This is a genomic window from Paenibacillus sp. LBL (assembly GCF_029893715.1).
GTDB classification, from domain to species: Bacteria; Bacillota; Bacilli; order Paenibacillales; family Paenibacillaceae; genus Paenibacillus_AQ; species Paenibacillus_AQ glucanolyticus.
The window spans coordinates 71,599-87,746 of the sequence record NZ_JARXYU010000020.1 but is presented as its reverse complement, the minus strand read 5'-3'; the positions used below and the strand labels follow the sequence as shown (position 1 = coordinate 87,746).

Genomic DNA, 16,148 nt, shown 5'->3' with positions numbered 1-16,148 from the left:
AAGGTCCTCAAATTAGTATAAAGCCTTGATAAATCAAGGTTTATGCTAATTATTAATGCACACAACAAAATATGCTCAAAATTTTATAGATACTGTTGGAGCTTACAGAGTTGGTTTGCCAACGCTGCAGAGGCCTGGGTTTTATGGGTCATGTTGTGTCGGTAGGTTGTATGGGGGCAGACTATGACCGTCCCACCGGGTTTAGCCGACAAATGAAGATGGAGGATCCATCCAACATCACCATGCAAGTATATCACTGGGCTTGCAAACTGCTGGCAGAGCATTGGGACGGCCTGCCAATTCGGCGTGTGGGGATCAGCCTAACGCAGCTCACCCCGGATAATGAATACCAGTTATCGCTTTTTGATACTGGTCGGGAGAGACAGATGGCGCTCGAGCGTACAACCGATGCGTTGAAACTCAAATATGGAAATTCGATAGTGATTCGGGCGGTCTCTAAGACGGCTGCGGGCCAAGCACTCGATCGATCAGCTAAGATAGGAGGACACTATAAATGACGACACGAAAAAGGCTCGAAGGTAATGGGCTATGGGAGTCCAGTCGCATGATGCTGCCGGAACATAAAGTTGCTATTAACCTAAAAAGTAAGGAGGAAGGACGGAAAGCAAGGCCGACGTTAGACTCTCAGGAATTGGAGCTGATTGAAGGTGTTTTAGCAGAGTCCTATTATGAGCATCGAACTATCACCTTAAGGTTATTTGATGAATATCAGGATAAAGAATTGACAGGGATTGTTGTGACAATCCATACATTTAAACGTGAGATAAAGCTGGCGATCGGATTAGGCGAATGGGAATGGATTAAGGTATCAGATATTATAACTGCAACATAAATACCCTCTATAGATCGTCTTGGATAAACTCTTCGGACTCTCATGTTTCCAGAAGTGTTTTGTTGGTTAGTCGATCTCGGTTTGGATTATTGTATAAATTTATTCTCTGTCTCTTTTAGAAATAAGCATTCGATAAATCTTGTTAGTTATCGAACCTTCTTGTTGGTACCTCATAAAATTAATCCTTAATTATGTGAATCATATGAGTAAGATTAATGAATAAACTAATAGTTAAGTGGATAAACATATGAATAGACCATCATATGGAGGTATTTCATGAAGAGAAAAGATGAATGGAGCTATGAAGAGGACCTATTATTAGCCCAAACAGTCTTAGAACACATAGAAAACGGTAATACTCAGCTCAATGCGTTTGAAACGGTTGCAGTGCGATTAAAGCGTACTCCAGCAGCATGTGGATTTCGGTGGAATAGCACCTTAAGAAAAGCTTATAAAATGCAGATTAGATCCGCTAAATTGAAAAGGAACTCTGGAAAGAAATCAACTCGGAAAGACGGATTAACAACTTCGGTAGAAGTTCAGCACACAGCAGCACAGATCCATGAAACACCCTTTGACCCTATCATTGAAACCCTGACTTCACTGAAGATGGAATATGTCAATATGAAGGGAACAATTGATCACTTAACAAGGCAAGTTTCAGATCTTACGATACAAGTTGAGAATAAAGAATCTGCCATCTCGCCTATCTCAAAAACTCCTTCAGAAGATATGGAGAACTTACTGCAAATAATAAGGAGAGCTGAACAATTGGGATTGTTTGAAAAATTTGCTCCAAAAGAAAAGCCTGCCGGTTAGGCAGGCTTTTTTAGCTCAATTCTATAGATCTAGGAAACCACTGTCCGGTGTATTGCAGTCCCCTAAACTTATTTAAGGGTTGTTTTCAGAGCATTTTTCAGTTAGTCTTACTAATTGAATTTCAGCTATCCTCTAGCCCTCCTCCATAATTTGCTCAATCCATTCAACATCCGTTAGTATTTCGTATATATTTACCTTTATCTTGCCTAATAATCTCTCGTTGCTTTCTACAATAGGGCCATCATATTCAGTAAGCACAGAATAAATTAACTCTCCAATTTCTAGCAGAATACCTCTGAGCTGTTTATATTGAGCCATAGGGAAGCATGTAGAGACAGAATTGTAAATGGAGCGCATAGTGAGATCAGAATCCCATTCACCCTCCCATACATTGAGTACAGCAACACCCGTATTCATGTTTGAAACCTTGAAGTGAAAATGCGTGGTACTCCCTAAAAAAAAGACATGAATTGAAAATCGTGTTCGTATCCCTCCATATTTAATAAATGTGACAGTAGCTTCTTTTCCGGTCTCATCGATTACGAATCCCCGGATAGTACTTTTGCATTCGGTAAGTTTTATCTGCAGGTCCTCTTGATTTCCTTCAAACGTTAATAATTGGTTCATAGCTACTCCTCCTATATAAATATGGAATAAAGAAAGAAGCACCACTCCATAGCCACTTAGTGGGTATAGAGCGGTGCTTCCGCTTTTTTGCGACTTACCACAGTTTGGAAAAATCGCTATATTTGATTGATTATTAACTTATTGAAATAATCATACATTATTATAAGTGAACAATCAAATGAGGAAAATGCCCCATGCAATAGGGCAGAGTCTCTTTACTTATTAACCGGCAGGCTTACGTTTATGTTTTCAATGATTGCTGTATCTTGAGGGATAGCTCTGCCCTGCTGCCGAGCCGCTTCGAACTCCATTTCAATTAGGTCTCTAGCATTCTCACGAGCCTCTTCAATTGTATCGCCTTTTACACCGAGCCGAAGTGCAGGAATATAGGCTGTTACGTTTTTTTCAGCCTTGTCTTCCTCAAATAGTACCTGTAACTGAACATGATTCATCATTGTATTAGTCCTCCCCAGAGTGTGTTTAAATTTTTATTCCGGCTACCACCCATGGGCAACCCAGTTGAAGAATAGAAACGATTAGTCGCTTCGATTCTTCTCAAGGCGTCCAGGGTCAAACTACTTGTCTTAAGTGTTCGACGAGGTTCACCTCTTCAAAACCGTAAACCCGCTTAAGTTCGCCTGAAGAGGTATTGCATACATAAAGTCTGTAGATGTCCCTGCCCTTTGTACCTTTTTTGGTTTCTTTCAAGTCTTTCAAATTCGCTACCCATTCGCGCTGAAAAGTACGTACCTCATTCATATCATGTAAGGGAATAAAATGAGTCCCACAATCATACACGTACCAGGCGAAGGTGTTGCAAGATTCCATCGACTTTAAATCATTCATATAAAAATCTGATTGAAACTTCTTCTGAACAACGATTTCCTGGACGATATCCTCCATCTGGTTAATTAGAGTTGGATCTATCGTATGTACAGTATTCTCCTTAAAGACCATCGATCTTGTCATATTTATACCTCCATATATTTGGTGATATTATTTAAAATAGTGGGATTTGATCTTCTTTGATGAAGGCTCCAAGTGCAAAAGACTTCCCTTTTTTACTCTTCATCGTATGCCCCAAATCACGCTCCATCTGTTTTAAATATTCCCAGTCATCCGGAAAAAGCCGGGATGTTCGTGACATTTCCGCTGTGGTATTGAAGATACAAAACTTACAGGAGCAGCGGCTCACCCATTCATAACAAGGATGTAATTCGATACCATAATCTGAAGCTAACTGTCGTACTTGAAATTTGAGCATATCTTTGATCGGTTTAAGCCAATGAACAAGTCGATTTTTCTTGCCCGTAGCGTTGGCGGAATGGACACTGAAAACGTCCTTTTCTGCGCGTTCAGTCGATTCTTCCGATCGCTCACCAGTTAACAGTAGAATCTTAATGTCATCGAATTGACGAACCCATTTTGAATATACATCCCGCTTCATGTATGAAGTACAAAATCTACATTTAGAATCCGGAAATTTACCTCGTTCCCGAATTCGTTCCTCCAGGCTCTTATCACCCCAAATAACAATCAGAGGTAGGTCTAATACCTTAGCAAAGTATTCAAGGTATTCGTCAGTCTGCGGCCAGTCGAACAATTGACGTTTACTCTTATCGTTGGGATCACCGTCAACACGCATATGAACAAGCTTGATTTTTTCTTTAGGAATATGGTATCCGTATACAGCAACAAGTGTTGTAGCTACGCTGTCAATACCCCCGGAAACGTTTATATGAACTTCATCATACTCTTCCATGGATAACATCCCGTATGGGAGTTGTGGAAGCACATACTGTTCCGCTGTTCGAATGATGTTGAGATTGGGTTGTTCAACCACCATGAATCTCAGCCTCCATCCCCTTTATAAAAATAATAGGTTCATGAACTGAGCTCAGCACGATGGCTTTAATCATTTTTAAAAACATCAATTTATTACCTCCTCTTCGAGACAAAAAAAGCCATGGAAACACAAAAAGACACCGAAATAAGGTGTCTATGTCTCCATGGCAAATAAGCCTAATATTTATTAGCCGATTGGTACGGCGCAAGCTCCTTCTCTGTCGATTCTTCAACGACAAAGAAAATCAGTGAAATTCGTATTACCTTATATTTATCACATTCTACATTTCTCGTCAATATATCGGTAGAAACAACAAATGCAGGGTGATAAAGGTCCTAATCATTCTTCTCCTTCAAGGAGCCAAACTAAGATCAGTTATTCATCAATTTTGTAAACCTCTCACGTATATCTCTTATTTAAAAAAATGGAGCGTATGTATACGCCCCATTAAATTAGACATCTTGTCCTACTCTATAAAATGCTCTTTTATATCTCTACATCTTAACTAGGCTGCAAGTGGGCTTCATTATGACTACTAGGTATATATGAGTCCTCAGCGTATATTGGCCGGCAGCTGCCAGCTCGTGCATTGAAATTAGCGTAGTGGATGTAGATACTGTTAGAACTAAAAAGCTCGTTTACGATCGTGGAGATTTGAAATGCTGCCATTTCATTTGCTATCATCCTTTGAGGCTGGTACGGTTCAATTCCACAATTGTGAGATGGCGGTATTGCATCCTTTTCGTCAATTGGATAAACGGAATGGAGTGCTGGAAGTACGACTTGCCCATTCTTCTTCACACCTACGACAACTTGACCGGAATAACCACTCTCCATGTGATCCAACATCTCATCAGGAGTCCATTCTTGTGTCGGTTTATTTCCGGAAGGGACGAAGACCCCTTCAATGCCGGCATCGATGTAAATTAAGTCATCGGTCATGTTGAAATATTCATTCATCACACTGCGGGAGAAGTCATTGTCTACGGCACCTATCAACACTTTTTGAATGTATTGACCATGCTCATGTCGAAAATCTGTCAATGAAAATAACTGTTCGAGCGATTCGACCGATTCAATATAGGAATCTGAGTATGATCCAATCTTCAAGCCGTAGGTTGCCCCATATCTTTTTGCCAGGACATCTGCTTTTTTCAAACCAATGTCCTGTTGAATGAAAGGCTGACGTAGTAGGTTTTTTTCCTCAACCGAATCCGGATCAGCTATCAGTAGAAACGATTTAACACTGTCAAAAGCATTCATCATTTTTGATAAGCGCTGAATCGTATAACCACCGGTTCCACCAGCACCAATCATTACGATGTAATAATAGAGTTTGGATATAGGGTAACGAAAAGAGGCCACTTCGTCTCCCTTTTTCTTGTGATAAGTTAGTAAATCTATCATAATTTATTACCTCCAACTTGTTGAATGGACACACGAGTTCTCCATTTTTGCGGATAAGGCGTATAAGACACCAGGTTCCAAGAATCTTCTTGGTTATCGTAATCGCAATCGACCCAGGCCGAAGGCAGGAGCGGGATGAAATTCCCTGCAGAACCTGCTCGGGTTTGGACATCAAAGCGAATAATCCCGCTTGCCATTCTAAGCTTTCCAATGACACCATAGAGCATCGTTCCGAGTTCATCAGCATCGTCAATGGAACTGAAGTACGCCTTCATTGTATTGTGCGAATGAACTTCGGCAACCTTAATGAAATTTGAGGACAATTCTGTGTAACACGGATCCACAGATACTTTAGAAACATGTTGAAAAGGAATATCAAGAAAGTACTGTTTCTTAACCATGTTCCAATAAAATACCCCCATAACCTCAACGTTGTGATCAGCGTAATCCATGAAAAAAGATATTAGCTGTTCGAACAACTGGTTCGGCACTTTCGGAAGGTTCAGTTTAAACCCTTCACGACAAGGATCGAGATGATCAACTGGCGAAAGCTCTTCATAAAATTGATCAAAAACACTCCATTCTTGGAGTTTTTCTGGACAGGTCCTTGTCACGAAAACACCTATCGGGTTTTCACGCACTTCGTAAAACCCGTCCTTTGCCGCAAGAATATTGATAGGATGGAGTTCTTTATTTTTGAATAATTCTTCTGCAGAGGAAAAGAAAGCTCTCGATTCCTCAAAGAAGGCGGCCCCCTTTTTTCCTCCTGTTACAATCGGGATGATTACATTTTTCTTCCCATCCCAGTCCATTTTTGTTCTTTGTTTGGATAACTCCGGATGATCTTTTTCTAAACGTTTGCGAACGTCTTCCAAGCTAACCAAAGCTAATTTTTCATCAGTGAAATATTTCGTTAGAGGTCGATTAATACCGGCATAGCAAATAAAAGTTGCGTGATTAAATTCAGGCTTGGCCTCCGCTTTTGGTTCTTGAATTGCGACAGACTTATTGTCATCCTTAACGACTTGTCCACCCAACTCAGCAGCATCAGCTGCCTGTTCGTCAACCTCTTTATCCTCTGATAGTGCCTCCTGTTCATCGTCTGTAAGCTTTTCTATATCACATGAATCAGAATTAGTGTCCACGAATGTTTTTCGACGTTTGGGTCCTGGCATTCGTTTTTCATCGAGAGATACCACATTGGTGTTATCTTTTGAAGTAGAAACGGACAAAGAGTCATGATGAGGCTCCTTGAGACCACTCGCTCCATTAGTATTAGGATCATCAGAATCCTTTGAATTTGATTCAGGTATGGGATTAGAAGGAGCCGGTCCAGAGAAGTTATTACCGAAATAAGTGAACAAATCTTTGCCACCGAAAAAGTCGTTGTTATTAGACATATTTATTACCTCCAGCTTCTAGCTATATTTGAAATCTTAAAATCATCTAAGGTTTAAAAATCAGGTGATGTTTCTTCGATCCAATCTGAAAGCTTTCGACCTGTCTTTTTGAGATAGTCATCCGGAAAGTCTTTCCCCTTTAATGACTCCACCAACTCGCGATAAGGCAGCTGGCTTATGTTTGCTGAACTGTAATAACAGTCGGAATTAGGAGAATTAAAGAAAAGCTCAGGAATGGTCCCTAGTTGTGAAACACGATGAAGACTTGGAAGCTGTGTGGTTCCCCAACAAACCGAATAATCGTCCTTCACATTGGTGTAAGGATAGAAATACACTTCGGAGTCCTCATGTAATAGGCATTGGTCCTCTAGAGCACCGATCACCACTCTTGTGATATCAAATATCCCATCTCTTTTCATTAATTCAAACCCCACAACCAGTCGAGGGAAAGGAACATCTTCGATGACCGCTTCGTGATAATAGACTGTACGACGATGAGGAGGTATTTCCATGTAACAAGTACTTTTCCATCCCCCGGATGACTCGTTGTAGCTAAAAGAGCCTCGTGGTAATAAAGGGGTTGAGAACCCATTCGTATCAAACGAGCGTAGAATAGCCTTTACGAGTGCCTCATGCGTGTACATGCCTTCACCAAGCTTAATGCCGTTTTGATACTCCTCAACAACGGGCAAGCCGTAGTCACGTAGTCGGATCACCATCTCGTTTCCTTTATCTTTCTTTGCAACAATCGCTGTAGATAGACTCATGCCGCTTCACCCTCTTTATTTTTTTATGTTCAACCTGGTCTAGTACGTGTTCGAGCAACTTCAGCATGTCATCATATGAAAGCGAACGAATAGCTTCAAGAGAATAATCAAAGCTACAGTGCTCCATTATTCGAGAAAGTACCAAAGAGGAATCTTCTTCAACAGAAGCTGCTGCAGTCGTTCCAAGTCGGTCAAAGACAGTCTTCAGCAAGACAATATTGCGTAAACGATGAAGGATACGTCTTTTCCGCTCACGAATCAAGTACAGAACCTCGCTTCGTATTGCCACCAATTGTTTTAGCAATGATGAATAAACACCATATGAGCCTGAGATCGTTACATACAGTTGATCGTCCTCTATGAACCCTTTCATCTCCATTTCAAATTGATCACAGCATTTACTCAGCATTTTTTCGAACTTTTTAATGTATGTTTTGGCCTCCATGCTTGTAACCAGTGCATATAGCTCCTTTAATTGTGGTAAAGGGATCCGAATCCTATTGGTCTCCTCATAATATTCGTTTTGCGACCACGTGTTTTGGCACTCTCCAAAAATTCGATTGAGCGCTTCATAGAATATAGAAGCTTGTTCACCCCATTCGTAACAAAAAAAATGAATGGGGTCATTCTTGGGATCACCACCGGCGTCATGTACAATTTTCAGCATGATGATTGCATCGTAGGTAGCCTGCATTTGATATATCTGCTCATTACAAAAATATGATTGCTCCAATTTCCTTCACATCCTTCTTAGAAAAATTGAACGTCTTTATCTGCCTGAATGACCGATTGGGTACGCTTGAGCCTGCCCATAGATTCCGTAGTATGAAGAAACTCGTGAATGACATTCCCTTTGTTGGGATGCCCGCTTCGCTCGTCTAACTCCTCATAGCTTACATAGCTCGTAGCATGATCCAAGGCCATTTCTGCCTCATGTAATGTGAAAGAATCCCAATCCACTGCATTGCTATATGCCTCATTGTGAGCAATATCAATGACGGCAAAAAGCCCAGGCGGATAATGAGAGGGTTCAACTGCGGTCGGCAGATGTTCCTTTAGTTTTTCCAAGTTGATGTTGATACTCATTTTTTCTTCCTCCTTGTTTTTAGGCAATAAAAAGCCGCGGAAAACAAAAAAAGCATACCGAAAAAGGCATACTTGTTGTTCTCCGCGGCTAATTTAGCCTACATATTTATCGACGACATTTTGTCGTACACACCCGCTCTTCACCGAGTCAATAACGGCGAAGAAAATAAATAGTAAATCGTAATGGCAACATTATATCATAAGCAGAATTAGGTGGAAAGGTTGTTTTGAAAGCGTTCGTTATTTCATCATCGCAAATGCAGATAGCCTTATAGTTGCTCTTCTGATTCCAAAACAAGAAGCAAAAAGTCCCAAGTGAGTGAGAGTTATATATTTCATGGTAGGGAGCTTTTTGCTTTCTTATTGGTATATATGTTTGCTGGAGTAGTACTAACTCGCTGAATTAGCTTTCTTCTTCTTTTTATTCTTTTCCTTTTCAAGTAATTTATCAAGAAGTGGGATAATTATTTCACGATAGGTCAACGCTTGCAATTCACGTGTGGAATGAGTATTAGTTTTATCCATAATTCTAGCAATATGGTTCTTCAGGGTATTTTCCGTAATGTTCAACAATGCCCCAAGAACAGTGTTACTGTGTCCGAGGATTGTCAAAACCGTGAGAACTTCAATCTCTCTGTTTGTTAAAGAATGGCGCACCTTTAATTCAAGGTACATCTCATTTATCTTGTTAAGCATAGAAAGGTCACTTGGCCCCTTCAACAAAAATCCCTTGTAAGACTCAACACATTCTAAGCGTTTATCCATCATGTGTCTTCTAAACCTTCTCTCTAATTGTTCTCAGCTGCTCCTAAAGCTGGTGAATGTTGGATCCGATCGGAATTTAAAATATGTTCCCACTGTTAACTTGCATTATTACAACAACCAAGTATTTATTCCCCTTCCTTTTTTCCTCATTGTTTATTTGACTTTGAAAGTGTCCTTAGTAATCCGGTAATAGGATCCGTCTTCATTAAATCTGTATCCTTGAGATTCCAAATGCCCTCGTACCTTCTCATATAACCACTCGCCAGGGCCAATAAAATAACCTGACTCTTCTTTTGCTACTAGTAAGGCATACTCGATCAAGAGCAGCTCTCGATTACTAAATTGGATAAATTCCACTGTAATAGCGTCTGTACTTGCTTCTGCAACGTTGTCATAGTATTTAGCGATCCATCCCATGGTAGACCAGTCCTTTCCTTTAAAGCTTGTATCTGATCCCAAGTACGGACTCAAAGTCAGATATGGCATATTTGTCTTCCGCGGTCGTAGTCACTCCCTATTTGAAGTTAGGCTCAACGATAATATTTATCTTTATCTGTGAGCTCTCTAGCTGAATCATGGAGAGCAACTCCTCCGCATTCTGGACACTCTTCCCAAGTGAGAATGAGACTGTCCACCCATTTGTTTTCGCAACATTCACAGAACCACGGAAGTATCTTCGCACATTGAGTTGAACCAGCATGGTCTGGAACTACAACGCCCAGGTTATTCAACATTTCAAGAATTGAATGTGGAACCATATTTTTTTCTCCTTGTAGTTTTATTTAGAAATGAATATCTCTAAATCGATTTCTTGTAAGAATGTAATCCACACAAGAACGAGTGTAAGACCGATACAGACCTTCTCGACAATGTTACCTGTCCATGTACCCGTGCTCATTAGCTTAAGCTTGAATCGATATTTAAATGGCGGTAGGGGGCGTATCCCACGATTGGTGAGCGCATCTGCGAGCAAGTGAAGCATATATGATAAACCGCCTGCCATCCAAAGTTCATGGCCGTATGTATGAGTCGCAAAGTACAATAAGCCAGTCCAACCAATAACGCCGTAAACTGTATGGGTAAGGCCGCGATGTGGTACTAGCGAACAAATGATCAGGACACTCCCTAATATGAAATTCCAAGGCATGAAATCATGTCCTAAAGTGATCAGACCGATTCCAATCAGGGTCATAACGACGTTCCTCAGAGTTCGGGTTGGCATGAAAGATACCAGCCCTACCATTACGGCAAGAGCTGTATTCCATGGGGTTAACATCGAACCGAAAAATTGTACGTATAAAGCAAAAGCAACCAGAACGGTCTGCAGCACTCTTATGAAGCCGGTCGGGATAGCCCGAGATACAATTAGAGAGTTTGGTTCATCGATATCCGGAAGAAGAGCACTAACGGCTGCAATCGCAATCACGGGTAGCGATATCTTCTGGTTGGCCATACCCAATACGGAAATAGTAACGCCAGTACTAATTAACAAGTGCGACCTACCCATCATTTAGAAACACCATCCTTTATCAGCAAGGTAAAATGTTAACGATATCTTCTAATTTTCGAGAATACCTGCATTTCGGGAGGTTATTGATAATCATTTTTCCATATCTCTTTGTGAGGATCCGATTATCTAATATAATGACAGCTCCCTGGCACTGCATCGAACGATTTAGGCGGCCGAAACCTTGCTTCAGTTTGACCATCATTTTTGGGAACATATAATCAAAAAAGCTACTCCGATTTGCTTGTTCTATGACAGCGAGCTGCGCTTGTATAAGCGGTTCGTTAGGTTGAGGAAATGGTAACTTGGCGATAACCACAGTTGTCAGGGCATCTCCAGCAACGTCTACACCTGTCCAAAAACTGGAGCAGCCCAGAACTACTGTCCGAGAATCCGTCTTTAACTGATGTATTATTTTCTCTCTATCGCAGCCTGGGAATTGAACCAACAGATTTAACCCCCCTTCCGTACAATACTTTTGTATTTTTCGGGCCACATTGTTCATCGTTTCAAAACTTGTGAATAAGACGAGCATGCGGCCGCCCGTGTATAACAGAATCTCTTCTAACTTATCAATCAGGTAGTTACCATATTCAGCACTATCGGGATTGGGAGCATCATCCGGGCAAATAATCATGGTTTTCGTTTCATATTCAAAAGGACTATCAACAATGACACTTCCGTATTCCTTCAAACCAATACGGCCGGCATAAAACGCAAATGTCTTCCCTTTAGAAGTTGCCGTGGACATCGTTGCACTAGCAAGGATGACCGGTACTTTATCGAACAATCCATTGGCCAGGACTACCTTGGGATAGAGCGGAGCTGCATGAAGCTTTAAGTTATCACGACCAGTCACCGTAGCCCAGTATGCCCATGACTTCTTTGCATTTTCTCCTATAAAGTCTAAGTCATCATTACCTTCAAATAAGCGATCGAGAATATCAGAGACTCCTCGTAAGCGTAAGCTCTTAATCTTTTCTATAAATGATCCTAAGATTGAACAAACTTCTGACATATCAATTTTTGAGGAGAGTAGCTTAAACGCGACGGGCTTACCCTTCTCATCCTTCATTCCCTTACCGATCCTTGAATACAATGAGTCCATTTTTTGTATGAACAATTGTCGCATCTGGGTTAACTCTAATTGAGTAGCTATATCTAACTCGCTGAATGCATTTCGCTTATACAGATTCTCGAACAAGAATTCAAATTGGTTCATATCCACTTCCTTCTCGAACACATTGCAGCAGACATCCTCAATCTCGTGCGCTTCGTCGAAGATAACTGCGTCATATGGTGGTAATGAGCCGCTACCAGTCTTTTTTCGCATTTTGAGGTCATTAAAAAAATAAGCAAAGTTAGTTACGATGATATGCGATTTTTGCATTTTACCTTTAAGCTCTTCAAGCATACAGTTATCCGGTTTAGTGACGGCATTGCAGCTGGATGCGCTAATCTTTTTCCATAGAACGTCTTCCACATCAAACCCTAATCCGGTACGATCGCTTACACGCTCCTGATTGACCTTCTTAAATATCCGTTGGACTATCTTAGACTCCTGGTCATTACTGCGAAGTTTTTCTTGCCAAAGTCGTTCTAATTTTGAACTGCAGATGTAGTGATCTTTACCTTTGACCAGTTGATACTTGAGATTGAGCTTTTCCATCTTTAATATTTGTGCCACTCGGGGAAGCTCTACATTTACGATTTGTGTCATTAAGGGGATGGTATGGGTGCAAACGATAACAGTTTTCTTATGTTCTACTGCCCATCTTGCAGCTGGTGTTAAGTAACCGAGAGATTTACCAGTACCGGTACCTGCCTCACATATTAAATGCTCACCTTTTTCAAAAGCATAACCGACTTTCGTAGATATCAAAATCTGAGGTGTTCGGGGTTTGTAGCCGCTAATTAGTCTGGATAAATGACCTCCTACTCCGAAAGCCCGCTGTATAAACTCTTCCACCAATTCATCCTCCGATTCAATAGTAATATATTAGTTATTTTATATACTAATATATTAACATGATAAGATAATACTATCGATAATCAAATTATCTTAATAGAATTTCCCTTCGACTTACAAATTCGCAGATCGAAGGGAGAAAATGGCACCATTTTGATTAATGGATGGATTATTAAGCTCTAGACACGTACGATCCTCTTTTTGAAAACCACTATTTTTGATACCCCGGATCCCAATTCATGGGTTACAAAATGAGAATCAAACCATTCCTTATTTTGCCGACTGTTTAGCCAATCCTTGATCTTTTCATACGTTGAAGTTTCCGGAGGACCTAGATAGATACTCTCCATTAATTCTCTTCGTAGGAGGGTTCTTACTGGTGGGCTTTTGTGCGCGTCAATAACTAAAATAGCGTCAACTTCCATTGCGTCATGGAGGGCCTTGAAGGCGTCAAAAAGCTTCTCCTCTTCATTCTGTTTGGTATACCAAAGGAGTCCTTTAAAATCAATGATAATATGTACAGGAGTTTTATGCTTTTCTTTGATTTCTTTCAATTTAGCACCATGGATTCCGTGGGGATAGTAAGCTAGTGATAGACCTTCTTCATGAAAATCGTGAACACGCAGTTCAGGTGGAGCGTAGTCGCTGAGATGTAACGATATATGTTTATATCTCCCATCAAGCTTCATTAGTTTTCCAAGTTCTTTTTCATATAATCCGAGATGAGCGGAGATGCTATAGACCCCGATAGAAGGTGTTAGCGGTAGCAATTTGCTATTATTTAGTGAGTTCCAAACATTAGGAATATATTTGAAAATATGATTGTGTTCGTAGCTAATAAAGGGCCAAAGATATTGTGGTCCACCAGGTGAATATCTAGCTTTCATTTCGTCTTGCATATTTTTGAACTTACTGATCTTTTTCCCCGCGAACGAAAAAGAGAATAACAATCCAATTGTGACAATTAAAACAGTCACCAATATTGGCCAAAGTACTGAAAAATGCGATTTATTAAACAGCGTATACACTATCGAAATAAACGAAAAAGGAACGAAGATAAAATTTAATATTAGCAGGATCGAACTTCTCTTTTTTGCTTTATACATCTTGATCTTTTGATCGCTGCTCAGTTCTTCCATAGGTTGATCATTCATCATTTTCTTAGGCAGGAATTTTTGATCTCCATCTAATTGAACTTCTGTATTCATGAATCATTGTCCCCCTACAATGTCTTACGTTTCTTGTTTGGATTCAAACTCGTTTAATACCTCTTGTGGTAATTCTCTTCTCCAGTGGTTAGGAAGGTGTTCAAAGCAGTAGATCAGATTTAACTTAGGTAGCATCGTGATCATTTTCAATTCCGCTTTTGTGATATTCTTACCGCATTTCACGCATTGTTGACTGCTCTTAGCAAAAGATTGAGTCTGAATCGAATTTTTACTTCCCGCTTCCGGAGGAGGAGCTCCCTCCATAAGATGTTTTAATGCCGGATTGCCAGCCCAATCCTGCTGCTTATAAGGCGCGAGATCTTTCCAACCCATTTCATAACTATCTAATGCTGTTAGAAAGGCTTCATTAACAGCATGATCGACTGCCGTTGCTATCTTCCAAGACTCTTCGCCTGGATTTCCATCGATAGGAGCAAATCCGTATCCATCTCGAAAATGTGGCTCGATATGAACACGTACAACAGCTTTCACATATTTGTGGGCAGCGTTAATATCAAGCTCCCTGATCTCTAAGTTCCATCTGCTTGCAGTCACACTCTCTAACCGGTCTGTATAAACTTGATTGGGGATATAGGGACGATTATTATCTGATCTGAATTTGACTGTACCTTCTGGGAAGCGTTGCTTGAGCGCAGTTACAATATCCGAATACTTTAAATCCATAGCGTTCCCCCCGTTCTAGATATGATCATTTAGATCTCAACGAGCTCCTCAACATCGACTTTTCCAATTCGATGGGTATCATCAAATTTCAAGCGTCCATAAATCCTGCCCCAATCGTCCGTAGAATACCCCATGAGTATGCCGCTCCGTCCTCTATGTTTTAATTTCAATTTGTTGTAAGGCTCAACGCGGTATTTTTGGCCGATCTTTAAGATAAGAGACTTTTCCAGTTTGCCGTTGTTACGTACATCAACCTTAAATAAAGCAAGGGTTCCTTTTTTGTCTTTTGTAGGTGTAATGGTGAATAATCGCATGTCTTGCCCTCCATCATGAATAGAATTACATGAAGCTGATAAAAAATTATGTGCTGGCCTCTCTACGGTCTTTGTATGTCTCAATATGACAAGAGTTACTTTTAATCATTTCCCTCAAGATTACAGAGACTATATCCAATTGTGAGTACTCGATTTTAGTACGGTTCTGGATATGATCTCTTTTGATAGTGGAGTTGTAACTTATCCCCTCCCGAAGACCAATAATTTGTTCAACGGTGGTTCCAAGTACAGTATCTATATTAATGGTTATCGCTTTTTTCCCAAGTCTTACTGAGGCGAATGTTTTCTGACCATTTGATAGTTTTAGTATAAACCAGTTCGGTTTATCAGAATTCAATACAGTCACATGCTCGCCGCACTCGAGTTCGATTATCTTTTTTAAGAACTGCCTTTCCACTATACAGTCCCTCCCCTTGTTTAGTTAAAGCGGTCCTTCGCCACTTGACGGCTGATCAATACCTCTAAGTCGTCTATTTAGCTATACATCATACTTTTTCACTGTGTTTTCAAAAAGTTTGTAAACTTTAAGCGCTAGGGAAACTCGCTCTGGGAGATCTCTTTTTAGCTGATCAAAGTATTCAATACCAGACTCAGTTATCTCATAGTAACGGTTATACCGGTTGTCATCGTCCCACTGACTGGTAGCATGACCCTTTTCAGCAAGCTTTTTAAGTCGCTGGGCTAAGTAAGAATCGTTTACACCAACACCATGGAGTGTCTGCGTTATGGTTTGGTCAAGCTGCTTACCATAACGACGACCATTCTGTAACTCAGCAAGAACAATGAAGTCAATAACATGCTGCACCTTGACGACGTGGCCAAGCGAAGATTCTTTTTCAATTTTATGATCTGTGTTACGCATGAACGGTCTCCTT

The 16,148-nt window shown here is 40.5% G+C and carries 20 protein-coding genes and 1 pseudogene; 3 read left to right on the top strand and 18 right to left on the bottom strand.

What is annotated here, in order from left to right:
• Positions 1 to 92: 92 nt before the first annotated feature.
• The 3 genes and pseudogenes from M2277_RS27635 to M2277_RS27625 form a co-directional block, all read left to right on the top strand.
• Positions 93 to 518: pseudogene (locus tag M2277_RS27635) on the top strand (DinB/UmuC family translesion DNA polymerase); the annotation flags it as partial.
• On the top strand, positions 515 to 853 hold the full coding sequence (locus M2277_RS27630) for a YolD-like family protein (protein WP_280756181.1): 339 nt from the start codon (positions 515 to 517) through the stop codon (positions 851 to 853). The pseudogene M2277_RS27635 and the gene M2277_RS27630, both read left to right, overlap by 4 nt.
• Positions 854 to 1,129: 276 nt before the next feature.
• Positions 1,130 to 1,672 (top strand): hypothetical protein, encoded by a 543-nt coding sequence (locus M2277_RS27625; protein WP_280756180.1) that lies wholly within the window; start codon positions 1,130 to 1,132, stop codon positions 1,670 to 1,672.
• A gap of 132 nt (positions 1,673 to 1,804) precedes the next feature.
• On the opposite strand, the gene M2277_RS27620 is transcribed toward M2277_RS27625, so the two are convergent.
• The 18 genes from M2277_RS27620 to M2277_RS27535 all read right to left on the bottom strand — a co-directional run bounded on the left by M2277_RS27620 (position 1,805) and on the right by M2277_RS27535 (position 16,135).
• Positions 1,805 to 2,299: a hypothetical protein gene (locus tag M2277_RS27620; protein WP_280756179.1), complete on the bottom strand. Its 495-nt coding sequence runs from the start codon at positions 2,297 to 2,299 to the stop codon at positions 1,805 to 1,807.
• A gap of 215 nt (positions 2,300 to 2,514) precedes the next feature.
• Entirely contained in the window at positions 2,515 to 2,754 is a 240-nt protein-coding gene (locus M2277_RS27615; RefSeq protein ID WP_280756178.1) for a type II toxin-antitoxin system HicB family antitoxin, read from the bottom strand.
• Positions 2,755 to 2,869: 115 nt separating this feature from the next.
• On the bottom strand, positions 2,870 to 3,268 hold the full coding sequence (locus M2277_RS27610) for a hypothetical protein (protein ID WP_280756177.1): 399 nt from the start codon (positions 3,266 to 3,268) through the stop codon (positions 2,870 to 2,872).
• Between the two features lie 31 nt (positions 3,269 to 3,299).
• The gene (locus tag M2277_RS27605; RefSeq protein WP_280756176.1) at positions 3,300 to 4,145 is read right to left on the bottom strand and encodes a phosphoadenosine phosphosulfate reductase domain-containing protein; all 846 of its coding nucleotides are present in this window, start codon (positions 4,143 to 4,145) and stop codon (positions 3,300 to 3,302) included.
• Between the two features lie 501 nt (positions 4,146 to 4,646).
• Positions 4,647 to 5,552 (bottom strand): ThiF family adenylyltransferase, encoded by a 906-nt coding sequence (locus M2277_RS27600; RefSeq protein ID WP_280756175.1) that lies wholly within the window; start codon positions 5,550 to 5,552, stop codon positions 4,647 to 4,649.
• On the bottom strand, positions 5,549 to 6,952 hold the full coding sequence (locus M2277_RS27595; RefSeq protein ID WP_280756174.1) for a hypothetical protein: 1,404 nt from the start codon (positions 6,950 to 6,952) through the stop codon (positions 5,549 to 5,551). The genes M2277_RS27600 and M2277_RS27595 overlap by 4 nt, the downstream gene beginning before the upstream one ends.
• Before the next feature lie 53 nt (positions 6,953 to 7,005).
• The gene (locus M2277_RS27590; protein WP_280756173.1) at positions 7,006 to 7,719 is read right to left on the bottom strand and encodes a hypothetical protein; all 714 of its coding nucleotides are present in this window, start codon (positions 7,717 to 7,719) and stop codon (positions 7,006 to 7,008) included.
• Complete coding sequence (locus tag M2277_RS27585) at positions 7,682 to 8,452, bottom strand: hypothetical protein (protein ID WP_280756172.1); 771 nt, start codon at positions 8,450 to 8,452, stop codon at positions 7,682 to 7,684. Before M2277_RS27585 ends, M2277_RS27590 begins: the two co-directional genes overlap by 38 nt.
• A 17-nt stretch (positions 8,453 to 8,469) precedes the next feature.
• Entirely contained in the window at positions 8,470 to 8,805 is a 336-nt protein-coding gene (locus M2277_RS27580) for a hypothetical protein (RefSeq protein ID WP_280756171.1), read from the bottom strand.
• Between the two features lie 390 nt (positions 8,806 to 9,195).
• Positions 9,196 to 9,573, bottom strand: coding sequence for a helix-turn-helix transcriptional regulator (locus M2277_RS27575; RefSeq protein WP_280756170.1), 378 nt, complete (start codon positions 9,571 to 9,573; stop codon positions 9,196 to 9,198).
• Between the two features lie 150 nt (positions 9,574 to 9,723).
• Positions 9,724 to 9,987 (bottom strand): hypothetical protein, encoded by a 264-nt coding sequence (locus tag M2277_RS27570; RefSeq protein ID WP_280756169.1) that lies wholly within the window; start codon positions 9,985 to 9,987, stop codon positions 9,724 to 9,726.
• A 361-nt stretch (positions 9,988 to 10,348) separates the two neighbouring features.
• Entirely contained in the window at positions 10,349 to 11,080 is a 732-nt protein-coding gene (locus M2277_RS27565) for a metal-dependent hydrolase (RefSeq protein ID WP_280756168.1), read from the bottom strand.
• A 19-nt stretch (positions 11,081 to 11,099) separates the two neighbouring features.
• The gene (locus M2277_RS27560) at positions 11,100 to 13,046 is read right to left on the bottom strand and encodes an ATP-dependent DNA helicase (RefSeq protein ID WP_280756167.1); all 1,947 of its coding nucleotides are present in this window, start codon (positions 13,044 to 13,046) and stop codon (positions 11,100 to 11,102) included.
• 179 nt (positions 13,047 to 13,225) lie between these two features.
• Complete coding sequence (locus tag M2277_RS27555) at positions 13,226 to 14,254, bottom strand: hypothetical protein (RefSeq protein WP_280756166.1); 1,029 nt, start codon at positions 14,252 to 14,254, stop codon at positions 13,226 to 13,228.
• Positions 14,255 to 14,278: 24 nt separating this feature from the next.
• Positions 14,279 to 14,938 carry a hypothetical protein gene (locus M2277_RS27550; RefSeq protein WP_280756165.1) on the bottom strand — a complete coding sequence of 220 codons (660 nt, stop codon included), beginning with the start codon at positions 14,936 to 14,938 and terminating at the stop codon, positions 14,279 to 14,281.
• A gap of 29 nt (positions 14,939 to 14,967) precedes the next feature.
• On the bottom strand, positions 14,968 to 15,252 hold the full coding sequence (locus M2277_RS27545; RefSeq protein ID WP_280756164.1) for a hypothetical protein: 285 nt from the start codon (positions 15,250 to 15,252) through the stop codon (positions 14,968 to 14,970).
• Positions 15,253 to 15,298: 46 nt separating this feature from the next.
• A complete protein-coding gene (locus tag M2277_RS27540) occupies positions 15,299 to 15,670 on the bottom strand; it encodes a hypothetical protein (protein ID WP_280756163.1) in 372 nt (123 codons plus the stop codon).
• Positions 15,671 to 15,751: 81 nt separating this feature from the next.
• Positions 15,752 to 16,135 carry a PadR family transcriptional regulator gene (locus tag M2277_RS27535; protein WP_280756162.1) on the bottom strand — a complete coding sequence of 128 codons (384 nt, stop codon included), beginning with the start codon at positions 16,133 to 16,135 and terminating at the stop codon, positions 15,752 to 15,754.
• Positions 16,136 to 16,148: the final 13 nt, after the last annotated feature.